Below are 20,792 nucleotides of genomic sequence, written 5' to 3' on the forward strand. Positions count from 1 at the left end.
CGAGAATCCCCCCCGCGGGGATCTCCTCCCCGAGCCCCGTGACGAGGCCCCTCCCCCACCTCCGCCACGCTGATTCCGAAGTTAGCGCGCCCCACTGACAATCCGGCCGGACCGGGCGGAGGACCGGCTCGCCAGGGGTGGCCCCGTTCGGGTCAACTCCCCAGCGTCGCCCCGAAGCCCGCTGCCAGGGGCATGCGGAGGCCGAGGGGCGGGGGTGCGGCCATGGCGTCCTGGACGGGGCGGGAGTAGGCGCGGTGGAAGAGCGAGCCGAGGACGAAGTCCGTGGCGAGGGAGCGGAGTTCGGAGCGGTGCTGGTGCAGGCCGTGGCCGTCGGAGTGGACCTCGAAGCGGCAGGTGTCGCGGTTGATCTTCTTGGCGCGCTCGGCGTACCGGTACGAGAGGTCCGGGTCGACGCGCTCGTCGTTGGTGCCGTGCACGAGCAGGACGCGGCGGCCGACCAGCTGCTTCACCGGATCGGGCGCGGCGGACCGGCCGGCCGGGAGCCACGGGGCGATGCCCAGGACCGAGTTGACCGCCGGGTGGCCGGCGGCGAGCAGGGCGGCGCGGGCGCCGGTGCCCGTACCCACCAGGCAGACCGGCACGTCCCCGTACCGGCGGACGACCTCGCTCACCGCCCACTCCGCGTCCTCCGCCGGGTGCGCCGCCTCCCCGTTCCAGCCCCGGCAGCGGAAGTGCAGGACATGGGTGGTCAGCCCGTTCCCGCGGCCCGCCCGGGCCAGCCCCGTCGCCAGGGAGCGCGCCGCCAGCGTGGCCACCGGCGACGTACGCGCTGTGCTCTCCTCGCAGCCCTCGGGCAGTAACAGCGCGACCGCGTGCACCGCGCCGCCCGCCGTCCCGTTACCCGCTCCCGCGCCCAGTCGTTTCCCCAGCCGGGCCGTGCGCCCGGACACCGATCGGCCATCCATGAGCGACACGATGGCAGAAGGGGAGTCGGCGGCCCACCCCGCGTGGGGGTCACCATTCCGTATCGGTGCCGCGCCGGGGCCGGCCGGCCGTGCGGCGGCACCGGCGGGACCGTACGGAGGTGCCGGGAATGCCCGTACGGGGCGGGCGTGCCGGGCCCGGAGAAGCGGCCGGATCGCTAGTGCGTTCTACGCGCGTAGGGGCTACAGTGCCGCAATGACGAGCGAGACCACCAACCTGCCGACCGCAGAGCAGATCCGCCGCGCGCCGAAGGTGCTGCTCCACGATCACCTCGACGGCGGCCTGCGCCCCGCCACGATCGTCGACCTCGCCCGCGAGACGGGGTACGACGGCCTCCCCGAGACGGACCCGGAGAAGCTCGGCATCTGGTTCCGCGAGGCGGCCGACTCCGGTTCGCTGGAGCGCTACCTGGAGACCTTCGCGCACACCTGCGCCGTCATGCAGACCCGCGAGGCGCTCACCCGGGTCGCCGCGGAGTGCGCCGAGGACCTGGCCGCCGACGGTGTCGTGTACGCCGAGGTCAGGTACGCGCCCGAGCAGCACCTGGAGAAGGGGCTGACCCTCGAGGAGGTCGTCGAGGCGGTCAACGAGGGCTTCCGGGAGGGCGAGCGCCGGGCACGCGCCGCGGGCCGCCGCATCCGCGTCGGCGCGCTGCTCACCGCCATGCGGCACGCGGCCCGCGCCCTGGAGATCGCCGAGCTGGCCAACCGCTACCGCGACCTGGGCGTCGTCGGCTTCGACATCGCGGGCGCCGAGGCCGGCTACCCGCCCACCCGCCACCTGGACGCGTTCGAGTACCTCAAGCGCGAGAACAACCACTTCACCATCCACGCGGGCGAGGCGTTCGGCCTGCCGTCCATCTGGCAGGCGCTGCAGTGGTGCGGCGCCGACCGGCTGGGCCACGGCGTGCGGATCATCGACGACATCCAGGTGGACGACGACGGCGGCGTGAAGCTGGGCCGGCTGGCGTCGTACGTACGGGACAAGCGCATCCCGCTGGAGATGTGCCCGACCTCGAACCTCCAGACCGGTGCGGCCAGTTCGTACGCGGAGCACCCGATCGGGCTGCTCCGCCGGCTGCAGTTCCGGCTGACCGTGAACACCGACAACCGGCTGATGTCCGGGACGAGCATGTCGCGCGAATTCGCGCACCTGGTGGAGACGTTCCGGTACACGTTCGACGACCTGCAGTGGTTCACCGTCAACGGGATGAAGAGCGCCTTCCTTCCTTTTGATGAACGTCTGGCCATGATCAACGATGTGATCAAGCCCGGATATGCCGAACTGAAGTCGGAGTGGCTCTTCCCGAAGGCCCCCGCGAATCCGTCGTGAGCTGGGCGTCCTGACGCTCGGTGAGGCGCTGGGGCGGAGATCGGGGAGCGGCGCGCGCCGTGGCGAACCGGGCATGTGGGATGTTTGCGGCTTCGGAGATCATGTCTTTAGCGTCGGGTGGCCGGACAAAACCCCGTCACGAGGACAAAAGTTGATGAAGCAGGGAACCGTCAAGATCATCGGTGCCGCGGCCCTCGGTGCCGCCTTCGCCGCCACCGCGGCCGGCACGGCCTCCGCGGCCGAGCCGGTCACCGGTGCCGCCAGCGGTGCGCTGCACAGCGTCACCGGCCAGGTCGCGCCGGCCTCCGACGGCGGCGGCCAGACCAACGCCAAGGGCAACCTCCTCGGCGGTCTGCCGGCCGGCGGCGTGACCGACGCCGTGGGCGGTGGCCTGCCGCTCGGCGGCTGAGCCCCCCCGCAACGCACCGCGCCCCGGCCCGTACGCATCCGTACGGGCCGGGGCGCGGCCTGCGTGCGCGGGCGCCGCGGCGGGCCGGGCCGGGAACGCCGGCCGTCCGCCGCGGCGCGCGGCTCACCAGGCCCCGCTGTACTCCTTCTCCGACGGGAGCAGCAGCCACAGGGCGAGGTAGAGCAGGAACTGCGGGCCGGGCAGCAGGCACGACAGCACGAAGAGCACGCGCATCGTGGTCGGCGTCGTGCCGAAGCGCCGGGCCAGACCCGCGCAGACTCCGGCGATCATCCTGTTGTTGCGGGGGCGGACAAGTGCGGCGGCCATGGGGCTCGACTCCTCGGTCGGTCTCCGGGCCGCTTCCGGTACGACCCGATACCTCCACGTTAGGTCCGGGAACCGGACAGGGCGTCGGCCTGCGGGGCGATGCCGACCCTGGAGATCGTCGGGGTCGTCCCCCTCCGGGGGTACTCCCGACGGCGGAGGCGGTACCTCACCAGGGGGACGACCGCCAGGTGCGCGAGTGCGACCCCGAGGGTGTTCAGCAGCACCACGTCCACGTCGGGGACCCGCCCCGGCACGGTGCCCTGGAGCACCGCCACGCCGAACGCGATCATGGCGCCCGTGAAGACGGTACGGGTGAAGGAGCCCAGCGCCGAGGCGGTCAGCCGGCCGCCCGCCATCGGCAGCAGCACCCCCAGGGGCGCCATCAGCAGCACCGCGCCGCCCAGGTGGTGCGCGGCCGTCCAGGGGCCCAGCGCCAGCTCGGTGTGGATCGTCTCCAGCGGCCTGAGGTTGGCCTCGGGGACCCAGGGCACCGCCCGGGGCCGCAGCGTCAGCCAGTAGACGACGGACAGATGCGCCAGGAGAAGCACGAAGCCCGCGGCGCGCATACGGAAACCGGCCATCCCGCCGGGGCCATGACGCTGCACACCCGCCCAGACGCCACGACCGGCGGCGGCGGTTCCGTGCGGACGGTCACACGGGGCACCCGGCCGGGCCCGGCTGCACGTCCGGGCTCAGTCCTCGCCGGCGTCCGGCAGCGGGCTGCCCCAGGCCGCGTCCCGGGTGAGGTCCGGGTGGCGCAGCACGGCGTCGGAGCAGTCGTAGCGGCGCGGCGCCGCGTCGTCCGGGCCGCCGAGCACCGCGGCCCGCTTCCCGTCCACCGGCATCCGCGTCCCGTACGTGCACACCAGCTGCGCGAGCGCGAAGGACGGCAGGTCCTCCGGGCGGACGCTCAGCCGCAGCGCGTCGGCCGGGTCGCCGTCGCGCGGCCCGGACACCGTCAGGTCCTCCGGCACCGCCGTCTCGAAGCCCGCGGTGATCTCGCCGGGCGCCGGCCGCTGCCGCAGCTCGTTCAGGAGCGTACGGGCCATCTCCGGCCGGTCCGCCGCCGTACCGCTCTTGGGCAGCGACACGGTCCGCTCGACCGGCACCAGGCCCGAGCCGCACACCAGGTAGATCCTGACCGGCACGCCGACCGGCACCTCCGGCACCCCGGCCGTCTCCTGCGCCTTGCAGCTCACCCGCGAGGGCGCGCCGCCCGCGTCCACCGGCACCGACGTGCCGCGGATGCCGCAGCCGGCGACGGCCGCGAGGAGCGCCAGGGCAGCGGCGGCGCGGCGGGCGGCCCGCCCGGTGGCCCGGCTCATCGTCCGCCCTCCGCCGTCGCGCCGCCGCCGTCGCCCTCGCCGTCCCGTTCCGGCCGCTCGGCGGACGCGCCCTGGCCGGAGCCGTTCTCCGTGCCGTTCCCGCCGTTGCCGTCCTCGGTGAGCCGTGAGGCGTCCCTGGGGAGCCGCAGCGTGAAGACCGCGCCGCCCTCCTCGGAATTGGCCGCCGTGATCCCGCCGCCGTGGATGTGCGCGTTCTCCATCGCGATGGACAGCCCGAGGCCCGAGCCCTCCGAGCGCGGCCGGGACGCGCTGGCCTTGTAGAACCGGTCGAAGACGTGCGGCAGTACTTCCTCGGGGATGCCGGGCCCGTGGTCCCGCACCCGTACCAGCAGCCAGTCCCCGTCCTCGGCGGTTTCGGTGCGGACCGAGACGCGTACGGGGGAGCCGCCGTGCTTGAGCGCGTTGCCGATGAGGTTCGCCAGGATCACGTCCAGGCGGCGCGGGTCCAGCCGCGCCATGATGCCGCGCTCGGCGTCCAGCTCCACCGCGTCCAGCCAGGCCCGCGCGTCGATGCACGCGGTGACCTGGTCGGCCACGTCCACGTCGTCCAGTACCAGCCGTGCCGTCCCCGCGTCGAAGCGGGTGACCTCCATCAGGTTCTCCACCAGGTCGTTCAGCCGCCGGGTCTCACTCACGACCAGCTGCACGGCGGGCGCGATCATCGGGTCCAGCGCGTCGGCCTCGTCCTCCAGGACCTCGGTGACGGCCGTGATCGCGGTCAGCGGCGTCCGCAGCTCGTGCGACATGTCCGCGACGAACCGCCGCGAGGACGCCTCCCGGGTGCTCAGCTCCTCCACCCGCTGCTGCAGCCGCTCGGCGGTCCGGTTGAACGTACGGGAGAGGTCGGCCAGCTCGTCCGTGCCGGTCACCCGCAGCCGGGTGTCCAGCTTGCCCTCGCCCAGCTCCCGCGCGGCCGTGCCGAGCCGCTGCACCGGGCGCAGGACGGTGGTCGCGGCGGCCTGCGCCAGCAGCGCCGAGCCGACCAGCGCGAGGAGCGTCGCCACGCCCAGTGACCAGGCGAGCGAGTTCAGGTCCTGCCGCTCGGTGGCCAGCGACTTCAGCATGTAGCCCGTCGGGCCGCCGCCGTTCAGCTTCGCGCCGGCCACGAAGTACGGGTCGTCCTCGATCTCCTGCCGCTGCCAGTACAGGTGGTACGGCGCCTTGTTCGACGCGTCCACCGGGCGGCGCTGTTCGACGGCCTTCTGCAGCGTCTGCGGGACGGTCTTCAGGTTCAGCAGCTCACGGTCGGTGGTGGCCACGCAGGTCTTGCCGGCGCCGTCCTTCGCGAGCAGCAGCACCTCGTAGTTCTGCGGACCGGCCGCCATCTGGCGCGCCGCGTCCCGCAGTTCCCCGCAGGCGGGCCGGAGCGGCAGCGACCGGGTGCGCTCCGCGAGCTGGGTGCGGAAGTCCTTCAGCGCGGCGTTCTGCGTACGGTCCAGCACGGTGTTGCGGTTGAGCCAGTAGGCGATGCCGGAGGCGGAGACCGCGGCGGTCAGCGCGACCAGCGCGAAGACCACCACCAGGCGGAGCCGCAGGCTGGTCCAGCGCAGCAGCCCTGACGCGAGGCCGCGCAGCCGGCCCGGGGCCGGTTCGCTCACTGCGGGGTGTCCAGCCGGTAACCGACACCGCGCACCGTGCGGATCAGCGTCGGCGAGGACGGTACGTCCTCCACCTTGGCCCGCAGCCGCTGCACGCACGCGTCCACCAGGCGCGAGTCGCCGAGGTAGTCGTGCTCCCACACCAGGCGGAGCAGCTGCTGTCTGGACAGCGCCTGGCCGGGCCGCCGGCTCAGCTCCAGCAGCAACCGCAGCTCGGTCGGGGTGAGTTGCAGGTCCTCGCCGTTCTTGGTGACCGTCATCGCCGACCGGTCGATGACCAGCGAGCCGAACGTCGCCGAGTCGCTGGACTCGCGTTCGCCGCGGCGCAGCACCGCCCTGATCCGGGCGTCCAGCACCCGGCCCTGGACCGGTTTGACGACGTAGTCGTCGGCACCGGACTCCAGCCCCACGACCACGTCGATGTCGTCGTTGCGCGCGGTCAGCAGGATGATGGGCAGTTGGTCCGTACGGCGGATCCGCCGGCACACCTCGAAGCCGTCGATCCCCGGCAGCATCACGTCCAGGACGATCAGGTCGGGGCGCTGCTCACGCAGCAGTTTCAGGCCGTCCTCGCCCGTCGCCGCGGTCACCACACGGTGACCCTGGCGGGACAGCGAGAGTTCGAGGGCCGTGCGGATGGCGTCGTCGTCCTCGATCAGCAACAGGAAAGGCACGTGCGCCATTCTGGCGCATGGCGCGGCCGGACTTCGACCGGTGGCGGCCGCCCGCACCCCGCCGCACGCGCATCTCCTGCCCCGGCGTACGCCCGCCGCGGGCCCCGTGAACCTCGCGCGGCTGCCTGTGACAGGGCTGTGACAGTCGGCGGACACCGCGATGAAACTGCCGCGGCAGAGTTTCTGGCACCGGGTGAGAACGGCCCGGGAAAAGCAGATGAACGAGCCGGCTCAACCGACGGGGGGCGCGAGATGAACACACTGCACAGCACCGCCAACAGCGCAGTAATCACGCGTCTCCACGATGTCGCGCGGGCCGGGGAGAAGTCCGGTGCCGTGAGCGGGCGGGGGTGCGCTCGCGGCACCGGGCGTCAGCGCCAGGCCGCGTTCTTCGTGACGCCGGTCGAGGCCGTTGACACCGTCGTGGGAACCGTGGCCCCGGTGGCCGCGGACAGGGGGAACGACGGGGGGACCGACGGGGGACGCACGTACGGGGAGGCCACGGAGGAGCGGAGCGCCGCGCCGGCGGCGGTGGACGGCGAAGCCGAGTTCACCGCCTACGTCCAGGAGCGCCGCGCCTCCCTGTACGCCACCGCCTACCACCTGACCGGTGACCGCCACGAGGCCGAGGACCTGCTGCAGAGCGCACTGTTCTCGACCTACCGGGCGTGGCACCGGATCAGCGACAAGGGGGCGGTCGGTGGGTACCTGCGCCGCACGATGACCAACCTGCACATCAGTGCCTGGCGTCGGCGGAAGCTGAACGAGTACCCCACCGAGGAACTGCCGGAGACGGCCGGCGACCACGACGCGATGCGCGGCACCGAGCTGCGCGCCGTGCTGTGGCAGGCGCTGGCCAAGCTGCCCGAGACGCAGCGCACGATGCTCGTCCTGCGCTACTACGAGGGCCGGACCGACCCGGAGATCGCCGACATACTGAACATCAGCGTCGGCACGGTGAAGTCCAGCATCTGGCGTTCGCTGCGGCGGCTGCGCGAGGACGAGGTCCTCAGCTTCGGCCGCGACCAGGAGGAGTCCTTCGGCGAGCTGGTGGCCTGAGGGGCGGGGACACGGGGGAGAGCGGTCCGGGGGGACCGCGCCGTACGGGGGAGAACACGGGGGAACCGCAGGGGGGACACGGGGGAAGAAGGAGCGGGAACCGGCAGCCGGGGGGTCTGCCGATTCCCGCTCTTCTGCGTGCGCGCGGCCTTCCGCGTGCGGGCGGCCGTTTTCCGTACGTGGGTCCTGCCGTGCCCGCGTCAGCCGGCGGCCACGGTGACCTCCGGTTCGTGGCGCACCGGGAAGTTCACCGAGTTCGCGATGAAGCACTGCTCGTGCGCCTTGGTGTGCAGCCGGCGGGCCCGCTCGGCGTCGCCGCCCGCCGCGATCTCCACCCGCGGCCGCAGCACGACCTCGGTGAAGGCGCCGCCGCCCTTGCCGTCCTCGGTCATCGTGCCGCTCGCCGCGTCCTCGTACCGGGTCACGGTGATGCCGGACAGCGTGCACACCGCCAGGTACGTGAGCATGTGGCACTGGGCCAGCGAGGCGAGCAGCAGCTGCTCGGGGTTCCAGCGGTCCTTGTCGCCGAGGAAGGCGGGGTCGGCGGTGCCCGGCAGCGGGGGCGGCCCGTCGGCCGTCACCTCGTGGGCGCGCGCGTACGAGCGGTATCCGGACGGTCCCGTGCCGGTGTTGCCGGTCCAGGTCACGCGGGCGAGGTAGGAGTGTTCCTTGGGCACGCTGGCCTCCTGTGTCAGCTCCGTACGGGGGCGGACGGGTGCGCCCCCGCGGAGGATATCCGGGCCAGCGCCTCGGACTTCGCACAGGCGTACGCGCCCAGGGCGGTCTGCCGCGCCACCACCGACCGCTCGGCGCGCAGCAGCCGCAGCCCCCGGCGCACCAGGTACCCGGCGGGCTTGCGGCCCTCGCGCAGGTCGCGCACCAGCCGCCGCCGGAAGGCCGTCGTGGGCCGGCCGCGCAGGCACAGCGCGTCGGCCAGCACGCCCACCGTCCGGCACGCCGTGACGATCTCGGCGGCGAAGATGCCCTCGGCGATGAAGAGCGGCGCGCCCGCCAGCTCCAGCTTGTCCTCGCCGGTCCTGGCGCTGGCGGCGAGGTCGTAGACGGGGACGGCGGCGCGGCCCGTGCGGCACAGCTCCTCGATCGCGGCGACGGCGGCGGCAGCGTCCCAGGACAGCGGCGAGTCCCAGTCCGTTCCGCCGCCGTCGGGGAGCTGCGGCAGCGAGGCGTCCGTGCCCTCCTTGTAGAAGTCGTCGAGGCGCAGCACGGGCAGGCCGGTGCGGGCGGCGAGGGAGGACTTCCCGGAGCCGGAGGGGCCGGTCAGCAGGACGACGCGGGCGGGCGGTGCGCTGGCAGGAAAGCTCACGGGCACCCATTGTCGCGCATTCGCCCGTGTGAGCTACCCCGGCCGCACAAGGTGGAATGTGGACACATCCGTCAACTACGCTGCGCATCCGACCCATTACGGACGAACAGCTCATCGGTGGCGGTGCGGTGGTCGGCACCGCCGCGACGCTCCGACAGGCAGGTGCTCATGGCCTCTCACGCACGTCTTCCCCAGCAGAGCCGTACGGCGCGCGGGCTGCTGCGCGCCGGGCTCGCGGTCTCCGTGGCGGGCGCCGCGCTGGCCGGCGGCGCTTCGACCGCCACCGCCGCCGACGGTGACGGCAAATCCGATCCGGCGAGCCTGGAGGACATCCGGGCGGCCACCAGCTCCACGGTCGGCGCGCTGCAGCAGGCCACCACCAGCGGCCTCGGCACGGTCAAGAGCCTCCGGCTGAACCCCCTCGCCGGCACCGGCACCGACCCGCTGGACAACGCCGTCGGCACCCAGATCGCCGACTTCAAGCCGGTCAGCACCGCGGTCCTGACCGCACCGCTGGCGAACGGGGCCTCGCTGGGCCAGCTGCCCGTCGTGGGGCCGCTCACCCAGTCCCTGCCGGGCTGAGGCCCTCCGGACGCACGCAGGGGCGCCCACGGGCCGTACGCGACGGCTCGTGGGCGCCCCTGCGGCGCGGTGCGGCGGGCTCAGACGCCCATCGGGTGCCAGACCGTCTTGGTCTCCAGGAAGGCCAGCATGCGGTCCGTGCCGGGGTCGGCGGCCCAGTCCACAGCCTGTGGACGCAGGACGCGCTTGAGGTTGTCGGCCGCGGCCGTCTCCAGCGCGGTCGCCTCCTCCGCGTCGCCGTACACGCCCGCGAGGTCGATCGCGTTGACGTCCTGGTGCGCGGCCAGCGGCCCGGCGATCTCCGCCGTACGGCCCGACAGCACGTTCACCACGCCGCCCGGCACGTCGGAGGTGGCCAGCACCTCGGCCAGCGACAGTGCGGGCAGCGGGGCCTTCTCGCTCGCCACCACCACGGCGGTGTTACCGGTGACGACGGCCGGCGCGAGCACCGACACCAGCCCCAGCAGCGAGGACTCCTGCGGTGCCAGCACGGCCACCACGCCGGTCGGCTCGGGCGTGGAGAGGTTGAAGTACGGGCCCGCGACCGGGTTGGCGCCGCCCGCGACCTGGGCGATCTTGTCGGACCAGCCCGCGTACCAGACCCAGCGGTCGATCGCCGCGTCCACCTGCGCCGCCGCCTTGGACTTCGACAGCCCCTCGGCGTCCGCGACCTCCGCGACGAACTGCTCCCGGCGGCCCTCCAGCATCTCGGCGACGCGGTACAGGACCTGCCCGCGGTTGTACGCGGTCGCGCCCGACCAGCCGCCGAACGCCTTGCGCGCCGCGACGACCGCGTCTCGGGCGTCCTTGCGGGAGGACAGCGGGGCGTTGGCGAGCCACTTGCCCTTTGCGTCGGTCACCTCGTACACCCGTCCGCTCTCGGACCGGGGGAACTTGCCCCCGACGTACAGCTTGTAGGTCTTGAGAACGCTCAGACGATCAGACATTGAGGTACGCCTCCAGACCGTGCCGGCCGCCCTCGCGGCCGAAGCCCGACTCCTTGTAGCCGCCGAACGGCGACGCCGGGTCGAACTTGTTGAACGTGTTGGACCAGACGACGCCCGCGCGCAGCTTGCCCGCCATCCACAGGCTCCGGGAGCCCTTCTCGGTCCAGATGCCCGCCGACAGGCCGTACGGCGTGTTGTTCGCCTTGGCCACGGCCTCCTCGGGCGTACGGAACGTCAGCACCGACAGCACCGGGCCGAAGATCTCCTCGCGCGCGATGCGGTGCGCCTGGGTGACGCCGGTGAACAGGGTCGGCGCGAACCAGTAGCCCTCGCCGGGCAGTTCGCAGGCCGGGGACCAGCGCTCGGCGCCCTCGGCCTCGCCCGCCTCGGCCAGCGCCGTGATGCGGGCCAGCTGCTCGGCGGAGTTGATCGCGCCGATGTCGGTGTTCTTGTCCAGTGGGTCGCCGACGCGCAGGGTCGCCATCCGGCGCCTGAGCGCGTCCAGCACCTCGTCCTGCACGGACTCCTGGACCAGCAGCCGGGAGCCGGCGCAGCAGACGTGGCCCTGGTTGAAGAAGATGCCGTTGACGATGCCCTCGACGGCCTGGTCGATGGGCGCGTCGTCGAAGACGATGTTCGCGGCCTTGCCGCCCAGCTCCAGGGTGAGCTTCTTGTCCGTGCCCGCGACCGTACGCGCGATGGCCTTGCCGACCTCGGTGGAGCCGGTGAAGGCGACCTTGTTGACGTCCGGGTGCGCGACCAGCTCGGCGCCGGTGGAGCCGTCGCCGGTCAGGATGTTGACGACACCCTTGGGCAGCCCGGCCTGGCGGCAGATGTCCGCGAAGAAGAGCGCGGAGAGCGGGGTCGTCTCGGCGGGCTTGAGGACCACGGTGTTGCCGCAGGCCAGCGCCGGGGCGATCTTCCACGCCAGCATCAGCAGCGGGAAGTTCCAGGGGATGACCTGGCCGGCCACGCCCAGCGGCTTCGGGTCGGGCCCGAGGCCCGCGTGGCCGAGCTTGTCCGCCCAGCCCGCGTAGTAGAAGAAGTGCGCGGCGACCAGCGGCAGGTCGGCGTCGCGCGACTCCTTGATCGGCTTGCCGTTGTCCAGCGACTCCAGCACCGCCAGCTCACGCGAGCGCTCCTGGACGAGGCGCGCGATGCGGAAGAGGTACTTGGCCCGCTCGGCGCCCGGCAGCGCCGACCACTTCTCGAACGCCTTGCGCGCGGCCTTCACGGCGCGCTCGACGTCGGCGGCACCGGCCTGCGCGACCTCGGAGAGGACCTCCTCGTTCGCGGGCGAGACGGTCTTGAAGACCTTGCCGTCGGCCGCGTCGGCGAACTCGCCGTCGATGAACAGCCCGTACGACGGGGCGATGTCGACGACCGCCCGCGATTCGGGTGCGGGTGCGTATTCAAAACCCATGGTCAGTCCACCGTCACGTAGTCGGGGCCGGAGTACCGGCCGCTGCTCAGCTTCTGGCGCTGCATCAGCAGGTCGTTGAGGAGGCTGGAGGCGCCGAAGCGGAACCAGTCCGCCGTCAGCCACTCCTCGCCCAGCGTCTCGTTGACCATGACCAGGTACTTGATCGCGTCCTTGGACGTGCGGATGCCGCCGGCCGGCTTCACGCCGACCTGCACCCCGAGCTGGGCGTGGAAGTCGCGCACGGCCTCCAGCATCAGCAGGGTGACCGGGGGAGTGGCGTTGACGCCGACCTTGCCGGTGGAGGTCTTGATGAAGTCGGCGCCCGCGAGCATCGCGAGCCAGGAGACGCGGCGCACGTTGTCGTACGTCTGCAGTTCGCCGGTCTCGAAGATGACCTTCAGGTGCGCCGCGCTGCCGTCCTCGCGGACGCACGCCTCCTTGACGGCCCTGATCTCCTCGAAGACCTCCAGGTAGCGGCCGGAGAGGAACGCGCCCCGGTCGATCACCATGTCGATCTCGTCGGCGCCGGCCGCGACCGCGTCCCGGGTGTCGGCGAGCTTCACCGGCAGCGCGGCGCGGCCCGCGGGGAACGCGGTGGCCACGGAGGCGACGTGGACGCCGGAGGCGCCCAGCGCTTCCTTGGCCGTCGCCACCATGTCCGGATACACGCAGATCGCGGCGACCTTCGGCACGGAGCGGTCGGTGGGGTCGGGGTTGACGCCCTTGGCGCACAGGGCCCGGACCTTGCCCGGGGTGTCCGCTCCTTCGAGCGTCGTCAGGTCGATCATCGAGATGGCGAGGTCGATGGCGTACGCCTTCGCCGTGTTCTTGATCGAGCGGGTGCCGAGCGCGGCGGCGCGGGCTTGCAGCCCGACGGCGTCGACGCCCGGGAGGCCGTGCAGGAAGCGGCGCAGCGCCCGGTCGTCGGCGGTCACGTCCGCCATCGTCGCCAGACGCCCCGCGGCCTCTTTGCCGTATGCGGGAACAGTGGTGGGCATGGTCACGAGGGGAGCATATCTACGCGCGTAGCGGTGTGTCACCCCTCCAGGTGGGACCGGGGAAATCCGGCCGGTTCCCCGGCGCGCGGGCCCCGGCCCGCGCATCGATGCCGGACCGCAACGTCCGGATGCCGGACTCTCGGGCACAATCGCCGGTATGACGAGCCCGGACAACTCCCCCACCAGTCCCGCGGACACCTACGCGGACCGCAGTTACCGGTCGCCCGCCGGCCTTGTCGGCGGCGTCCTGCTGCTCGCGCTCATCGCCTGGCTGGGGATCGACGCGCTGGTCAACGGCGACCCGCGGACCCGCCTGCTGGCGGCGGCCGGGCTGCTGGCCGGCGTGCCGCTGATCACCGCGTTCACGCTGCGCCCGGTGGTCAGGGCGAACGCGGAGCGGCTGACCGTGCGGAACCCGTTCCGTACGATCACGCTGCCCTGGGCGTCCGTCGAGGACCTGCGCGCGTCCTTCTCCTGCGAGGTGTTCACGGGCGGCAAGAAGTACCAGCTGTGGGCGATCCCGGTCTCGCTGCGGCAGCGCAAGCGGGCGAACCGGATGTCGGCGAAGGCCGCGGGGGCCGCGGCGCGCGGCGAGGAACCGGCCGAGGTCCGGCGCGCCTCGGCCGACCGCTCCCTCGACGAGCTGCGGGAGCTGCGGGAGCGCAACGCGGGGCGCGAGGGCGCGCAGGGTCCGGTCGCCGTCCGCTGGTCCTACGAGATCCTCGTACCGCTTGTGGTGGGCGTGGTGGGGCTGGTGTTGTTGCTCGCGCTGTAGGACGGTTTCCGGGCTACGGGGGCGGCATCCGGGGCGGGCGGTGCGCTCCTCAGCCGGGTGCGGCGTCGTTGTGGCCGGTCGCGCAGTTCCCCGCGCCCCTTCGGGGCGCGGGGGCTTGGCGTCAGAGACCCGCTGCGGCCGAGAGGTCGGCCTTTACCGCGGACAGGGCTTCGGCGGCCGTGCGGCGGGCCTGGGGGAGGGCGTCCCGGGAGGCGACCGGGACCACGGTCTCCAGGTAGCACTTCAGCTTGGGCTCGGTCCCGCTGGGGCGGACGACGACGCGGCCGGCGGCCACCTCGCCGGACCCGGACAGCGTGTACCGCAGGCCGTCGGTCGGCGGCAGCGACGCCGAACCCTGCGACAGGTCCTCCGCCGAGGCCACCGCGAGCCCGCCCAGCGCGGCCGGCGGCTGCTCGCGCAGCCGGCGCATCGCGTCCGAGATGACCGACAGGTCCTCGACGCGGACGGACAGCTGGTCGGTGGCGTGCAGTCCGTGCTCCACCGCCAGGTCGTCCAGCAGATCGGTCAGCGTCCGGCCGTCCCGCTTGAGCACGGCCGCCAGCTCGGTGATCAGCAGCGCGGCGGTGATGCCGTCCTTGTCCCGCACCCCGGCCGGATCGACCGCGTACCCCAGCGCCTCCTCGTACGCGTACCGCAGGCCGTCCACCCGGGCCAGCCACTTGAAGCCGGTCAGCGTCTCGGTGTACGGCAGGCCGGCCGCCGCGGCGATCCGGGAGAGCAGCGAGGAGGAGACGATCGTCGTGGCGAGCGTGCCCTGCCCGCCCGCGCCGACCACGTGCGCGGCGAGCAGCGCGCCGACCTCGTCACCGCGCAGCATCCGCCAGCCCGCCTCGGTGTCCGGCGCCGGCACGGCGACCGCGCAGCGGTCCGCGTCCGGGTCGTTGGCGATGACGATGTCCGGGTCCGCCGCACGGGCCGCCTCGAACGCCAGGTCCATCGCCCCCGGCTCCTCGGGGTTGGGGAACGCGACCGTCGGGAAGTCCGGGTCGGGGTCGGCCTGCTCGGCGACGACCACCGGCGCCGGGAAGCCGGCCCGCTCGAAGGCCGCGGTCAGCACGTCCCGGCCGACGCCGTGCATCGGCGTGTACACGACCCGGGTGTCCCGCGGCGAGTCCGGCGTGAGGACCGCCTCCGTACGGGCCAGGTACGCCTCGAGCACGTCCTCGCCCAGCACCTCCCAGCCGCTCTCCGGGCGCGCCACGCCGTCCAGCGGGCCGACCGCGGCGATCCGAGCCGCGATCTCGCCGTCGGCGGGCGGCACGATCTGCGAGCCGTCACCGAGGTAGACCTTGTAGCCGTTGTCGCGGGGCGGATTGTGGCTGGCGGTGACCTCCACGCCGGCCACCGCGCCCAGGTGCCGGATCGCGAACGCGAGCACCGGGGTGGGCAGCGGGCGCGGCAGCACCGCGGCCCGCAGGCCGGCGCCGGTCATGACCGCCGCGGTGTCCCGGGCGAAGTCCGCGCTCTTGTGGCGCGCGTCGTAACCGATGACGACCGGACCGTCGGTGTGGCCCTGGTCCTTGAGGTACGCGGCCAGCCCGGCCGCCGCCCGGATGACGACGGCGCGGTTCATCCGCATCGGGCCCGCGCCCAGCTCGCCGCGGAGCCCCGCGGTGCCGAACTGCAGGGTGCCGGCGAACCGGTCCGCCAGCTCGTCGGTGTCCTCGGTCTCGATGAGCTTCGCCAGCTCGTCGCGGGTCTCCGGGTCGGGGTCCTCGGCCAGCCAGGCCTTCGCCCGGCCGATCAGCTCCGCGGGGACGGTTGCCACGTGATGCTCCTGCCTGTGAATGCGTGAGGGGTGCCTGTGCCGGGGTGCGCTGCGCGGGGGTACGGGGCCGGTGCTCGGGTGCCGGGACGCGTGAGGCCGTCGCGGCGCGGCGGCCGGTGACCGCGGCGCCGCAGCGCACGGTGCCGTACGGACGGGCCGGCGTACGCCGTGGTTCCCGGGTACGGCCCCGGCTCGTCACCCATACCCCGTGTCCGGCCCGGACGGCGGGAACCGGCCACCCGCCGGTTCCGTGCCGGGCCGGCGGCGTCAGATCTTGCTGAGCACCTGGCCGAGCAGGCTGCCCATGCGGGTCGCGGAGTCGCGGCCGGCCTGGAGCACCTCTTCGTGGTTGAGGGGCTCGCCGGTCATGCCCGCGGCGAGGTTGGTCACCAGGGACAGGCCCAGCACCTCGGCGCCCGCCTCACGTGCGGCGATGGCCTCCAGCACGGTGGACATGCCGACCAGGTCGGCACCGAGGGTGCGGACCATGCGGATCTCGGCGGGGGTCTCGTAGTGCGGCCCGGGGAACTGGGCGTAGACGCCCTCCTCCAGGGTCGGGTCGACCTCCTTGCACAGCGCGCGCAGCCGCGGCGAGTACAGGTCGGTCAGGTCGACGAAGTTCGCGCCGACGATGGGGGAGGTGGCGGTGAGGTTCAGGTGGTCGCTGATGAGGACCGGCTGGCCGGGGCGCATGCCCTCGCGCAGGCCGCCGCAGCCGTTGGTGAGCACGACCGTCTTGCAGCCGGCGGCCACGGCGGTACGGACGCCGTGCGAGACCGCCGCCACTCCGCGGCCCTCGTAGTAATGCGTCCGGCCGAGGAAGACCAGTGCGCGCTTGTCGCCGAGGGCGTACGAGCGGATCTTGCCGCCGTGACCCTCCACGGCCGGGGGCGGGAAGCCCGGCAGCTCGGTGACGAGGAATTCGTGCTCGGGCTCGCCCAGCGCCTCGGCGGCCGGGGCCCAGCCGGAGCCCATGACCAGGGCAACGTCGTGGGTCTCGGCGCCGGTCAGCTCGCGCAGGCGGTCGGCGGCGTCGGCGGCGGCGGTACGGGGGTCGCTCGCCAGGTCCGGGGTAACAGATGCGTTCACGCGGACGAGGGTAGCCGGTAATCGCCTACGCGCGTAGATGTGGATCGTCACGGACGTGCGGCAGTCCGGTTGGTCATTTCCTACGAACGGGCGGCCGCGGCCCCGCGCGGCCGGGCGCGCCGCGTCTTCAGCAAGGCCGTTTCCGCAGCTCCATGACGTAGTCGTGGGGCGCGCCCGCCGACTCGGCCGCATCCGCGATCTCGCCGAGGTACCGGGCGGACGGCAGCCCGCCCTCGTAGCCGTTCAGGACGTACAGCCAGGCCGCCTCGTCGCCGTCGAGCGTGTGCACGCGCACCCGCATCCGGCGGTATATGTCCATCCCGACGCCCTCCCAGCGGTCCATCGACTCCTCGTCCATCGGGGCGATGTCGTACAGCGCGACGAAGACCTGCGAGCGCGGCGCCTCCACCAGCGTGGCGAGCGCCCCCTCCCAGCCCATCTGCTCCCCGCCGAACGTGAGCCGCCAGCCGTTCAGCCAGCCGGTGCCGCGCAGTGGTGAGTGGGGAGCGCGGCGGGACATCAGCCGCGCGTCGAGGTTGCCGGCGTAGGCGGCGTAGAGCGACATGGCTCAGAGGGTACGGGAGGGCGGGCCGTGCCCCGTGGATCCGCCGGTGCCACGGCGTCCGGCCTGCACTCCTGTGGGTGCCGGTCCGTACGGCGGCCCCCGCGCTGACCGCGGGAGCGGCGTGCGGGACAATGGAGTACGTACTGCATCTCCCCGGGGGGCGACCCCCGGACCCCCGGCCGGAACCGCGCTGGGTGGGCCGGAAACGAGAGCGCGAGGCGTAATCCCTTGACCCGTATCGTGATCATCGGTGGCGGACCCGGCGGCTACGAGGCGGCGCTGGTGGGCGCCCAGCTCGGCGCGGAGGTGACCGTCGTCGACTGCGACGGCCTCGGCGGCGCATCGGTGCTCACCGACTGCGTGCCCTCCAAGACCCTCATCGCGACGGCCGAGGTGATGACCACCTTCGACTCGTCGTACGAAGAGCTCGGCATCATCGTCGAGGACGACACCCCGCACATCGACCGTCCCGCGCGCGTCGTCGGCGTGGACCTCGGCAAGGTCAACCGCCGGGTGAAGCGCCTCGCGCTGGCCCAGTCGCACGACATCACCGCCTCCGTCACCCGGGCCGGCGGCCGGGTCATGCGCGGCCGCGGCCGGCTGGAGCCGGGCCAGGCCGTGGACGGCTCCCGCCAGGTCACCGTCACCGCGGCCGACGGCAGCGAGGAGACGCTGACCGCCGACGCCGTGCTGATCGCCACCGGCGCGCACCCCCGCGAGATCCCCGACGCGCAGCCCGACGGCGAGCGCATCCTGAACTGGACGCAGGTCTACGACCTGGACGAGCTCCCCGAGGAGCTCATCGTGGTCGGCTCCGGCGTCACCGGTGCCGAGTTCGCCGGCGCCTACCAGGCCCTCGGCTCCCGCGTCACCCTCGTCTCCTCCCGCGACCGCGTGCTGCCGGGCGAGGACCCGGACGCCGCCGCCGTCCTGGAGGACGTCTTCCGCCGCCGCGGCATGAACGTGATGTCCCGCTCCCGCGCCGCCTCCGCCAAGCGGGTCGGCGACCGTGTCGAGGTGACACTCTCGGACGGCCGTACGATCTCCGGCACGCACTGCCTGATGGCCGTCGGCTCGATCCCGAACACCGAGGGCGTGGGCCTGGAGGAGGCCGGGGTCAAGCTCAAGGAGTCCGGCCACATCTGGACCGACAAGGTCTCCCGCACCTCGGCCCCCGGCGTGTACGCGGCCGGCGACTGCACCGGCGTCTTCGCGCTCGCCTCCGTCGCGGCCATGCAGGGCCGGATCGCGATGTACCACTTCCTCGGCGACGCGGTGGCCCCGCTGAACCTCAAGACGGTCTCCGCGAACGTCTTCACCGACCCGGAGATCGCCACGGTCGGTTACAGCCAGGCCGACGTCGACAACGGCAAGATCGACGCACGCGTCGTCAAGCTGCCGCTGCTGCGCAACCCGCGCGCGAAGATGCAGGGCATCCGCGACGGCTTCGTCAAGCTGTTCTGCCGCCCCGGTACGGGCATCGTCGTGGGCGGTGTGGTCGTATCACCGCGCGCGAGCGAACTGATTCATCCGATATCGATCGCGGTGGACAACAACCTGACGGTCGAGCAGATCGCCAGCGCCTTCACCGTCTACCCGTCGCTCTCCGGCTCGATAGCCGAGGTCGCACGGCAGCTGCACACGCGGAAGACCGCCGGGGAGTGAGCCCGGCGGCCTGCCGCGCGCAAGGTCGCACGGGCGAGCGCCTTATATCACTCCCGGGTGTCGGAGACGAACAACTTCCGATAATTGGTGCAACCTGCTGAAAGCAGACGGTCGTTGGCGTTACTGTCAGTTTCGTGTTCGCTGCAGAACGTCGCCAATTGATCCTTGAAATGGTGCGAGCGAACGGAGCGGTTTCGCTCCGTGAACTCGCCCGCGTCGTCCAGACCTCAGAAGTGACCGTACGGCGGGACGTGCGGGCACTGGAGGCCGAAGGACTGCTCGACCGCCGGCACGGCGGTGCGGTGCTGCCGGGTGGCTTCACCCGCGAATCCGGCTTTCCGCAGAAATCCCATCTAGCAACCGCGGAGAAGACGGCCATCGCCGATCTCGCCGCGGGCTTCGTCGAAGAGGGCGAGGCCATCGTCGTCGGCGCGGGGACGACCACACAGGAGCTGGCCCGCCGGCTCGCCCGGGTCCCGGGCCTGACCGTCGTGACCAACTCCCTGCTGGTCGCCCAGGCCCTGGCGCACGCCAACCGCGTCGAGGTCGTCATGACCGGCGGCACGCTCCGGGGCTCCAACTACGCGCTGGTCGGCAGCGGCGCCGAGCAGTCCCTCCAGGGGCTGCGGGTGTCCCGTGCCTTCCTGTCGGGCAGCGGTCTCACCGCCGAGCGCGGACTCTCCACCTCCAACATGCTCTCCGCCAGCGTCGACCGGGCGCTCGTCCAGGCGGCGGCCGAGGTGGTCGTCCTCGCCGACCACACCAAACTCGGTACGGACACCATGTTCCAGACCGTGCCGACCGACGTCATCACACGCCTGGTGACGGACGAACCGCCCGGCCACGACGACCGTGCCGCGACCGAGCTGCAGGCCCTGGCCGACCAGGGCGTGCAGATCACGGTCGCCGGCGGGGCCGCGGCGGCGGCCGCCCAGGGCCAGGGGAGTGCGGAAGGTACCCCGGCGGCGGACCGCCGGGGGCCGAGAAGGGAGGTACCACTGCCGGGACAGCGACGCAGCCATCCCACGGGCACCGGGCCGCAGCTGCGCCCCGCCCCGCTCGCCCCCGACCAGCAGCAGGGCCGGGTCGCCGACCTGGCCCCCCGACGGCGCTGAGCGCTGAGGACCGCGGGGTCTCAGCCGCTCGGCACGTGCTTCCGTACGACGCCGCTCACCGGCCGGCCTTCAGGCCGGTCAGGGTGAGCGTCAGCAGCCGGTCGGCCAGTTCCGGGTCGTCCGGCGACTCCTCGGCGGCCAGTGCGATGCCGTTCGTCAGCTGCATCAGATCGCGGATGTCCACATCGGGGCGTACGGCACCGGACCGCTGGGCCCGGCTGAGCAGTACTTCGCCCGCCTCGCGCATGGGCCGGCTGCACCGGGCCAGCCCGGAGCTCTCGTCGGCCGGCGCCGCCATCAGGGCACGCGACAGGCCGCGGTAGGTGCTGGCGTGCGTGATGATCGCGCGCAGCCACTCCACCAGCGCGGCACAGGGCTGCGGCGCGTCGCCCAGCTCCCGCGCGCGGGCCAGCAGGGCGTCCACCTCGCCCTGGAAGACGGCGCCCATCAGCGCCGTGCGGTTGGGGAAGTGGCGGTAGAGCGTGCCGATGCCGACCCCGGCGCGCCGCGCGATGTCCTCCAGCGAGGTGTCCGTGCCGCGCTCGGTGAAGGCCGTACGGGCCTCCGCCAGCAGCCGCTCGTAGTTCCGGCGCGCGTCGGCCCGCATGGGGCGTGCGGAATCCGTGTGCGCCGTGTCGGTCGCCATCGCCGTCCTTCCTGTACCTGCCCTTCCGTAGGCAGGACTCGCCTCAACGGTATCGGGTGGCCCCCGGGGCGGGCTCCGGCCGTGGCCGAAGCCCGTACGACGCGAGGGGCGCCCGGCTCGGTCGGCCGGGCGCCCCTCGCTCACCTGCGTACGGCCGGTGCCGGGCAGGTCACGCTCGCGCGGA

21 protein-coding genes and 2 pseudogenes are annotated in these 20,792 nt (G+C 73.2%); 8 read left to right on the top strand and 15 right to left on the bottom strand.

Translation table 11 applies throughout. From position 1 onward, the window contains the following. Positions 1-152: 152 nt before the first annotated feature. The gene (locus tag C3486_RS32640; RefSeq protein WP_181138768.1) at positions 153-926 is read right to left on the bottom strand and encodes a S9 family peptidase; all 774 of its coding nucleotides are present in this window, start codon (positions 924-926) and stop codon (positions 153-155) included. Positions 927-1,140: 214 nt separating this feature from the next. On the opposite strand from C3486_RS32640, the gene C3486_RS32645 reads away from it, so the two are divergent. Then, positions 1,141-2,277 (top strand): adenosine deaminase, encoded by a 1,137-nt coding sequence (locus C3486_RS32645; protein WP_103836483.1) that lies wholly within the window; start codon positions 1,141-1,143, stop codon positions 2,275-2,277. A 154-nt stretch (positions 2,278-2,431) separates the two neighbouring features. Further along, the gene (locus C3486_RS32650) at positions 2,432-2,686 is read left to right on the top strand and encodes a hypothetical protein (protein WP_103836484.1); all 255 of its coding nucleotides are present in this window, start codon (positions 2,432-2,434) and stop codon (positions 2,684-2,686) included. 123 nt (positions 2,687-2,809) lie between these two features. Here C3486_RS32650 and C3486_RS32655 read toward each other — a convergent pair whose 3' ends face one another. The 5 genes from C3486_RS32655 to afsQ1 all read right to left on the bottom strand — a co-directional run bounded on the left by C3486_RS32655 (position 2,810) and on the right by afsQ1 (position 6,631). Next, the gene (locus C3486_RS32655; RefSeq protein ID WP_103836485.1) at positions 2,810-3,013 is read right to left on the bottom strand and encodes a PspC domain-containing protein; all 204 of its coding nucleotides are present in this window, start codon (positions 3,011-3,013) and stop codon (positions 2,810-2,812) included. Positions 3,014-3,072: 59 nt separating this feature from the next. Continuing rightward, complete coding sequence (locus tag C3486_RS32660; RefSeq protein ID WP_181138769.1) at positions 3,073-3,579, bottom strand: VanZ family protein; 507 nt, start codon at positions 3,577-3,579, stop codon at positions 3,073-3,075. Between the two features lie 126 nt (positions 3,580-3,705). Then, on the bottom strand, positions 3,706-4,338 hold the full coding sequence (locus C3486_RS32665) for a hypothetical protein (protein ID WP_103836486.1): 633 nt from the start codon (positions 4,336-4,338) through the stop codon (positions 3,706-3,708). Next, on the bottom strand, positions 4,335-5,957 hold the full coding sequence (locus C3486_RS32670) for a HAMP domain-containing sensor histidine kinase (RefSeq protein WP_181138770.1): 1,623 nt from the start codon (positions 5,955-5,957) through the stop codon (positions 4,335-4,337). Before C3486_RS32670 ends, C3486_RS32665 begins: the two co-directional genes overlap by 4 nt. Then, positions 5,954-6,631, bottom strand: a complete 678-nt coding sequence (gene afsQ1 / locus C3486_RS32675) for a two-component system response regulator AfsQ1 (RefSeq protein WP_131124765.1) — start codon at positions 6,629-6,631, stop codon at positions 5,954-5,956. Before afsQ1 ends, C3486_RS32670 begins: the two co-directional genes overlap by 4 nt. Positions 6,632-6,883: 252 nt before the next feature. Between afsQ1 and C3486_RS32680 the strand changes: the two genes are divergently transcribed. Continuing rightward, the gene (locus C3486_RS32680) at positions 6,884-7,690 is read left to right on the top strand and encodes a SigE family RNA polymerase sigma factor (RefSeq protein ID WP_103836488.1); all 807 of its coding nucleotides are present in this window, start codon (positions 6,884-6,886) and stop codon (positions 7,688-7,690) included. A gap of 200 nt (positions 7,691-7,890) precedes the next feature. Here the strand turns inward: C3486_RS32680 and C3486_RS32685 are convergent, their stop codons facing one another. After that, positions 7,891-8,367, bottom strand: coding sequence for an OsmC family protein (locus C3486_RS32685; protein ID WP_103836489.1), 477 nt, complete (start codon positions 8,365-8,367; stop codon positions 7,891-7,893). A 14-nt stretch (positions 8,368-8,381) separates the two neighbouring features. Continuing rightward, a complete protein-coding gene (locus tag C3486_RS32690; RefSeq protein ID WP_103836500.1) occupies positions 8,382-9,014 on the bottom strand; it encodes a uridine kinase in 633 nt (210 codons plus the stop codon). Between the two features lie 168 nt (positions 9,015-9,182). Here C3486_RS32690 and C3486_RS32695 point away from each other — a divergent pair, with 168 nt between their 5' ends. Continuing rightward, complete coding sequence (locus C3486_RS32695) at positions 9,183-9,596, top strand: hypothetical protein (RefSeq protein ID WP_103836490.1); 414 nt, start codon at positions 9,183-9,185, stop codon at positions 9,594-9,596. Positions 9,597-9,676: 80 nt separating this feature from the next. Here the strand turns inward: C3486_RS32695 and C3486_RS32700 are convergent, their stop codons facing one another. From C3486_RS32700 to deoC, 3 genes are read right to left on the bottom strand one after another with little or no spacing between them, the layout of a single operon-like run. Then, complete coding sequence (locus C3486_RS32700; RefSeq protein WP_103836491.1) at positions 9,677-10,543, bottom strand: aldehyde dehydrogenase family protein; 867 nt, start codon at positions 10,541-10,543, stop codon at positions 9,677-9,679. Beyond that, positions 10,536-11,966 (bottom strand): aldehyde dehydrogenase family protein, encoded by a 1,431-nt coding sequence (locus C3486_RS32705; RefSeq protein ID WP_103836492.1) that lies wholly within the window; start codon positions 11,964-11,966, stop codon positions 10,536-10,538. The genes C3486_RS32700 and C3486_RS32705 overlap by 8 nt, the downstream gene beginning before the upstream one ends. Positions 11,967-11,968: 2 nt before the next feature. Continuing rightward, positions 11,969-12,964, bottom strand: coding sequence for a deoxyribose-phosphate aldolase (deoC, locus tag C3486_RS32710; RefSeq protein WP_181138771.1), 996 nt, complete (start codon positions 12,962-12,964; stop codon positions 11,969-11,971). A 157-nt stretch (positions 12,965-13,121) separates the two neighbouring features. Between deoC and C3486_RS38860 the strand changes: the two are divergent. Both C3486_RS38860 and C3486_RS38865 read left to right on the top strand, forming a co-directional pair. After that, positions 13,122-13,385, top strand: a pseudogene (locus tag C3486_RS38860) (PH domain-containing protein); the annotation flags it as partial. Positions 13,386-13,628: 243 nt separating this feature from the next. After that, positions 13,629-13,724, top strand: a pseudogene (locus tag C3486_RS38865) (PH domain-containing protein); the annotation flags it as partial. Between the two features lie 136 nt (positions 13,725-13,860). Here the strand turns inward: C3486_RS38865 and C3486_RS32720 are convergent. The 3 genes from C3486_RS32720 to C3486_RS32730 form a co-directional block, all read right to left on the bottom strand. Then, complete coding sequence (locus C3486_RS32720) at positions 13,861-15,528, bottom strand: phospho-sugar mutase (protein ID WP_103836495.1); 1,668 nt, start codon at positions 15,526-15,528, stop codon at positions 13,861-13,863. Between the two features lie 267 nt (positions 15,529-15,795). Then, the gene (locus tag C3486_RS32725; RefSeq protein WP_103836496.1) at positions 15,796-16,617 is read right to left on the bottom strand and encodes a purine-nucleoside phosphorylase; all 822 of its coding nucleotides are present in this window, start codon (positions 16,615-16,617) and stop codon (positions 15,796-15,798) included. A gap of 127 nt (positions 16,618-16,744) precedes the next feature. After that, the gene (locus C3486_RS32730; protein WP_030254019.1) at positions 16,745-17,182 is read right to left on the bottom strand and encodes a gamma-glutamylcyclotransferase; all 438 of its coding nucleotides are present in this window, start codon (positions 17,180-17,182) and stop codon (positions 16,745-16,747) included. A 228-nt stretch (positions 17,183-17,410) separates the two neighbouring features. On the opposite strand from C3486_RS32730, the gene C3486_RS32735 reads away from it, so the two are divergent. After that, on the top strand, positions 17,411-18,847 hold the full coding sequence (locus C3486_RS32735; RefSeq protein ID WP_103836497.1) for an NAD(P)H-quinone dehydrogenase: 1,437 nt from the start codon (positions 17,411-17,413) through the stop codon (positions 18,845-18,847). A gap of 134 nt (positions 18,848-18,981) precedes the next feature. After that, positions 18,982-19,962, top strand: a complete 981-nt coding sequence (locus C3486_RS32740) for a DeoR/GlpR family DNA-binding transcription regulator (RefSeq protein WP_103836498.1) — start codon at positions 18,982-18,984, stop codon at positions 19,960-19,962. 55 nt (positions 19,963-20,017) lie between these two features. Here C3486_RS32740 and C3486_RS32745 read toward each other — a convergent pair whose 3' ends face one another. Beyond that, entirely contained in the window at positions 20,018-20,608 is a 591-nt protein-coding gene (locus C3486_RS32745; RefSeq protein ID WP_374936952.1) for a TetR/AcrR family transcriptional regulator, read from the bottom strand. Positions 20,609-20,792 lie beyond the last annotated feature (184 nt).

Origin of the sequence: Streptomyces sp. Ru73 (assembly GCF_002920575.1) — a bacterium.
GTDB lineage: Bacteria > Actinomycetota > Actinomycetes > Streptomycetales > Streptomycetaceae > Streptomyces.